Origin of the sequence: Actinophytocola sp. (genome assembly GCF_045807065.1) — a bacterium.
GTDB lineage: Bacteria > Actinomycetota > Actinomycetes > Mycobacteriales > Pseudonocardiaceae > Actinophytocola.
In genome coordinates, this window is the sequence record NZ_JBJMIE010000794.1 from 1 (window position 1) to 5,936 (window position 5,936).

Below are 5,936 nucleotides of genomic sequence, written 5' to 3' on the forward strand. Positions count from 1 at the left end.
CTCCAGGCGGTCGGCGTTGAGGCTGCAGACGCCGTTGGCGTTCTGCAGGGTGCCGCGGATGAGGAGCGCGTTGGCGTCGCGGGCCAGTTGGCGGTAGCGGGCCCACAGGCCCGGGCTGCACACGATGTTGAGCATGCCGGTCTCGTCCTCGAGGTTGAGGAACGTGATGCCGCCGGCGGTGGCGGGGCGTTGGCGGTGGGTGACGGCGCCGCCGACGAGGATGCGGGTGCCGTCCGGCACGTCGGGGACGGCGGCGGTGGGTAGTGCGCCGAGCTCGTCGAGGTGGGCGCGGAGGAACTCGACCGGGTGGCGGTCGGGGGTGATGCCGGTCGCCCAGACGTCGGCGGCGGCGAGTTCGATGGCGGTCATGCCGGGGAGGGCGGGGGCCTGGCCGGCGGTGGCGGTGCCGGGGAGGTAGTGGGGGCGGTCGCGGGCGACGGCGCCCGCGGTCCACAGGGCCTGGCGGCGGTCGGTGCCGAAGGCGGTGAAGGCGCCGCCGGTGGCGAGGGCTTCGAGCTGTGGCTCGGTGAGGGTGGTGCGGCGGCCCAGGTCCTCCATGTCGCGGAAGGGGCCGTGGGTGTCGCGTTCCCGCACGAGCGCGTCGGCGGTGCCCAGGTTGCGGACGGCGTCCAGACCCAGGCGGACGGCGACACCGCCGGTGCTGTCCTGGTCGGGTTCGAGGGTGGCGTGGGTGGTGCTGCGGTTGATGTCCGGGCCGTGCACGACCACGCCGTGGCGGCGGGCGTCGGCGACGAGGGACTGCGGTGAGTAGAAGCCCATGGGTTGGGCGCGGAGCAGCCCGGCGCAGAAGGCCGCGGGGTGGTACAGCTTGAGGTAGGCCGAGACGTACACCAACAGGGCGAAGCTCATGGAGTGGGCCTCGGGGAAGCCGTAGCCGGAGAAGGCCTCGATCTGCCCGTAGATCTTGTCGGCCAGCGCGCCGGTGATGCCGTTCGCGGCGGCGCCGGTGTAGAAGCGTTCCCGCAGGCGGACCATCTTCGTCCGGGACCGCTTGGCGCCCATGGCTCTGCGGAGCTGGTCGGCCTCGGTGGGGGTGAAGTCGGCGACGTCGACGGCCATCTGCATGACCTGTTCCTGGAACAGCGGCACACCGAGCGTGCGGTCGAGCGCGCCGCCGAGCTTCGGGTGCGCGTGCTGCCAGGGTTCGCCGTTGCGGCGGCGGATGTAGGGGTGCACGGAGCCGCCCTGGATGGGGCCGGGGCGGATCAGCGCCACCTCGACGACGAGGTCGTAGAACTCGCGCGGCCGAAGGCGCGGGAGGGTGGCGAGCTGGGCGCGACTCTCCACCTGGAACACGCCGACCGCGTCGGCGGCGCACAGCATGTCGTAGACGGCCGGGTCGGCGAGGTCGAGCCGGGCGATGTCGACCTCGACGCCCTGGTGTTCGCGGACGAGGTCGACGGTGTAGTGGATGGCCGAGAGCATGCCGAGGCCGAGCAGGTCGAACTTGACCAGGCCGATGGCCGCGCAGTCGTCCTTGTCCCACTGCAGCACGGTCCGGTCCTTCATCCGCGCGTGCTCCACCGGCACCACCTCGGAGACGGGACGGTCGCAGATGACCATGCCCCCGGAGTGGATGCCGAGGTGCCGGGGCGCGTCGCCGATCCGCGCGGCGAAGGCGAGGACGTCGTCGGGGATCGGGTGCTCCTCGCCGGGGTCGACCTTGGCGACGGGACCCCAGCGGTCGATCTGGCGGGCCCACGCGTCCTGCTGCCCGGTCGAGTAGCCGAGTGCCTTGGCCATGTCCCGCACCGCGGACTTCGCCCGGTAGGTGATGACGTTCGCGACCTGGGCGGCGTGGCGGCGGCCGTGCTTGGCGTAGACGTACTGGATGGCCTCCTCCCGCCGGTCGGACTCGATGTCGACGTCGATGTCCGGTGGCCCGTCGCGTTCCGGGGCGAGGAACCGTTCGAAGAGCAGGTTCCAGCGGACGGGGTCTGCGTTGGTGATGCCGAGTGCGTAGCAGACGGCGGAGTTCGCCGCCGAGCCGCGGCCCTGGGCGTAGATGTCGTTGCGGCGGCAGAAGTCCACGATGTCCCACACCACGAGGAAGTAGCCGGGGAAGTTCAGCTCCTCGATGATCGCCAGCTCGTGGCCGAGCTGTGCGTAGGCCTTGGGGTTGTCGTGCCGGGAGCCGTAGCGGCGGGCGGCGCCCGTCCAGGTGAGGTGGCGCAGGTAGGTCACCTCCGTGTGCCCGGGCGGCACGGGGAAGGGCGGCAGCTCGGGTGCGACGAGCTTCAGGTCGAAGGCGCATTCGAGGCCGAGCAGCGCCGCCTGCTGCACCACCCCGCCGTAGCGGCCGAACACCCGCGCCAGTTCCGCCCCGCTGCGCAGGAACGCCAGCGGCGCGGGCGGCAGCCACCCGTCCATGTCCTCCACGTTGCTCCGGGCCCGGACCGCCGCGATCGCGGCGGCGAGCCGGCCCTGCGCGGGTTGTGCGTAGTGCACGTTGTTGCTCGCGATCACCGGCACGCGCAGCTCCTGCCCGATCGCGTGGAGCACGTCGTTGCGGGCCGAGTCCTCGGGGAGCTGGTGGTCGGTCAGCTCGACCGCGACGTGGTCGCGGCCGAACCAGTCCCGCAACCGGTAGACCTCCGCGTAGGCCGCGTCCGGTCCGCCGGCCGCGAGTGCCTGCCGCACGGCACCTTTGCGGCAGCCGGACAGCACCACCGCGTGCCCACGCAGCTCCTCGACCACCTCGTCGAGGTCGTAGACCGGGCGGCCCTTCTCGCCGCCGCGGAGGTGGGCGTTGCTGATCACCCGGCACAACCGCCGGTAGCCGGTCAGCTCCCGCGCCAGCACGAGCAGGTGCTGCCCGGCGGGGTCGCGCACCCCGTTCTGCGGACCGGGCAGGTCCAGCGACAGCTCCGACCCGAACACCGTCCGCACACCCAACTCGCGCGCGGCCTCGGCGAACCGCACCACCCCGTACATCCCGTCGTGGTCGGTGAGCGCGATCGCGTCCAGGCCGGCGCGGGCGGCCTCCTCCACCAGCTCCTCGGGATGGCTGGCGCCGTCGAGGAAGCTGAAGTTCGAGTGCACGTGCAGCTCCGCGTACGGCACCCGCTTGCCGGCACCGCACAGGTCGTCGCTCATGAACCGGCCGGCCAGGTCCCGCGGCGGCCCCGCGTACCCCTCCCGGCGCCGCGACCACGCCGGGCTGTCCCCACCATCCCCGGCCGGCGCGCTCACCTGGCCGGAGAACGCCCGTTCCAGCTCCGTCCAGCGACCACGGCTGTTGAAACCCACGACAACCCTCGTTCCCCACGGACCCGGCCGCCGCGGGGAAGACGGCGTTCGAACGCTTGTTCATGAGTATCAAGTGGACAGAAGATCGAGTCAAGCCGAGTCCCGGCGGTTGCCGGCTTCGTCACAGATCAACTTCGGCTTCCGGCGCCGGCAGTGCCCGTGACGTGCGACGATGCCGATGAGTCGAACGCTTGTGCACCGGAGGTGGATGACCTAGGCTCGGGGGGCTGTCTGTCCACATCGAACTGAGCGCGGGAGGGGTTCGTGACGGCCGAGCAGAGCCGAACGTGCGCGAAGTGCGGCGAGCGACCGCCGGGGGAAGGCGGGGTGCTGTGCCCGACGTGTGCGCGGGAAATCGAGGAGCGGATGGCCGGCTACTGGCACCAGGACGGCGACGAGCCGGCTGAGCAGACCTAAGTGGACTTCGGGAGCCGGCGCGGGCTGGCTCGCCGGGAGCGAAGATCGACGTCGTGCGCAAGGTGGTCAGGCGGATCGATGCTGTGATGACCCTTTGGGGTTTGCTGTGCTGGCATCGGTCGCCAAGTCGGTGCTGTCCATTGTGGATATGCTGCCGCCCCGCGCCGTCGGAGGCGCCGTCGGAGACCGTGGTCCGCGTGAGGTGCCGTTGCTGCCGGGTGAGCCGTCCGCGCCGGGATCTTTCCCATCGATCGGTTCACCGGTAAAGCCGTTTGGTTCAAGATCCCAGAAGTGGTCACCTTCGGTGATAGGCACCTGCTCGAACGGGTCCCCGGCCGACGCGCCCGTGTGGACGGGCTGGCCGTGTCGACGTTGCGTGAAAGGCTTTCAGCCGGCCGAGTTCGTGAAACGACCTATCCGGGTTGTGCGTTGTCGCTGATGTTTACTCGTCTCCCGGCGAGCTGACACGATCCCCTCACAGTATGAGGGATTCCGGAGGTCGCCTTGAGTCTGCAACGCGTGATTACCGATGACCAGGATCTGCAGATCGCTCCCGTGTTCGCGCAGCGGATCAGTGAGGACGTCGTCCCCAAGGGGCGGTTGCCCGAGAACCCGATGCCCGCGAGTGTGGCGGCGGGCATCGTGCGGTCCCGGTTGTTGCTCGACGGGCGGGCGGCGCTCAACCTCGCCACGTTCTGCACCACGGCCGCCGAGCCGGAGTTGGAGCGGATCTACGCCGAGACCGCCCCGATCAACCTCATGAACCGGGAGGAGTACCCGGCCAGCTCGCACATCGAGCAGGAGTGCATCAACGCGCTCGCGAACCTCTGGCACGACGACGACGGCCGGTTCGTCGGCTGCTCCACGAGCGGCAGCTCCGAGGCGGCCATGCTCGCCGGGCTGGCCATGCTCCGCCGCTGGCGGGAGCGGGGTGGCAACGGCCGGCCGAACATGGTGTTCGGCACGCACGTGCACGTCTGCTGGCCGAAGTTCTGCAACTACTGGGACGTCGACGCGCGGATGGTGCCGCTCGCCGAAGGCCGCACGACCCTGGACCCGGCACTGACCGCGGCGGCCGTCGACGAGAACACGATCGGTGTCGTCGCGGTGCTGGGCAGTACCCAGGACGGGCGCTACGACCCGGTCGCGGAGATCGCGGCCGCCCTCGACGGTGTGGCCGCGGACCGGGGCGTCGACGTGCCGCTGCACGTGGACGCGGCGAGCGGTGGGTTCGTCGCACCCTTCCTCGACATGGACATCGCCTGGGACTTCGCGTTGCCGCGGGTGGTGTCGATCAACGCGTCCGGGCACAAGTTCGGGTTGGTGTACCCCGGTTCCGGCTGGTGCCTGTGGCGCGACCCCGAGTACCTGCCCGACTCGCTGATCTTCGACTGCAACGTGCTCGGCGGCCACCACCCGACGTTCACCCTGAACTTCTCGCGCCCGGCCTCGGGGGTGATCGCCCAGTACTACCAGTTCCTGCGCAACGGGCTCGCCGGCTACCAGCTGGTCGCCCAGCGCTGCCAGGAGGTGGCCCGGTACATCGCGAAGGGCGTCGCGGCCATCGGCCCCTACGAGGTCATCAGCGACGGCGAGGACCTGCCGGTCGTCGCCTTGCGCCTGCGTGACCCGGAGGCGGTCGGCTTCACCGTCTACCACCTGTCCGAGGCGCTCAAGGCCGACGGCTGGCACGTGCCCGCGTACAGCCTCCCGCCGAACCTGGAGCACGTGGACGTCATCCGCGTGGTGTGCCGGCAGGGCTTCACGCTCGACCTCGCGGCGAGGTTCCTCGAGAGCCTCGCCAAGCACACCGAACGGCTGGCCGGCCACCCGTACCCCCTGCCCGAGGTGTCGACCGTGCTGACGTTCGCCGACTGACCCGTGGTCACGCTCGCGGAGCTGGAGAACGACCCCAACCCCGGCTACGCCCGGCTGCGCGGCACCGATCCGGTCACCTGGCTGCCGGAGGTCCGCCAGTGGCTGGTGACCCGGTGGTGCGACGTCCACACCGTCCTCACCGACGCCGAGCGGTTCACCACCGAGCAGCCGGGATCGCCGATGCTCGGCCTGTGCGGCGGCACCCCCCTGCTGATGCGGGAGGGTGCGTCCCACGAGGACGTGCGGGAGGCGTTCCGGCACGACTTCGACGCCCACCGGGTGACCGACTTCGTCGACACGGTCGCGCGGCCGGTCGCGTGCCGGATCGCCGACGAGGTCCTCGCGTCCGGTCGAGCCGACCTGGCCGCGGA

General features: G+C 71.1%; 3 protein-coding genes and 1 pseudogene. 3 read left to right on the forward strand and 1 reads right to left on the reverse strand.

Annotation, left to right across the window (positions count from 1 at the left end):
• The coding region (locus tag ACJ73U_RS46070; RefSeq protein ID WP_407784135.1) for an error-prone DNA polymerase at positions 1-3,270 on the reverse strand (3,270 nt) is incomplete at its 3' end.
• Between the two features lie 264 nt (positions 3,271-3,534).
• Here ACJ73U_RS46070 and ACJ73U_RS46075 point away from each other — a divergent pair.
• The 3 genes and pseudogenes from ACJ73U_RS46075 to ACJ73U_RS46085 all read left to right on the forward strand — a co-directional run.
• On the forward strand, positions 3,535-3,687 hold the full coding sequence (locus ACJ73U_RS46075) for a hypothetical protein (protein WP_407784136.1): 153 nt from the start codon (positions 3,535-3,537) through the stop codon (positions 3,685-3,687).
• 519 nt (positions 3,688-4,206) lie between these two features.
• Positions 4,207-5,565 carry a glutamate decarboxylase gene (locus ACJ73U_RS46080; RefSeq protein WP_407784137.1) on the forward strand — a complete coding sequence of 453 codons (1,359 nt, stop codon included), beginning with the start codon at positions 4,207-4,209 and terminating at the stop codon, positions 5,563-5,565.
• A 3-nt stretch (positions 5,566-5,568) separates the two neighbouring features.
• Positions 5,569-5,936: pseudogene (locus ACJ73U_RS46085) on the forward strand (hypothetical protein); the annotation flags it as partial.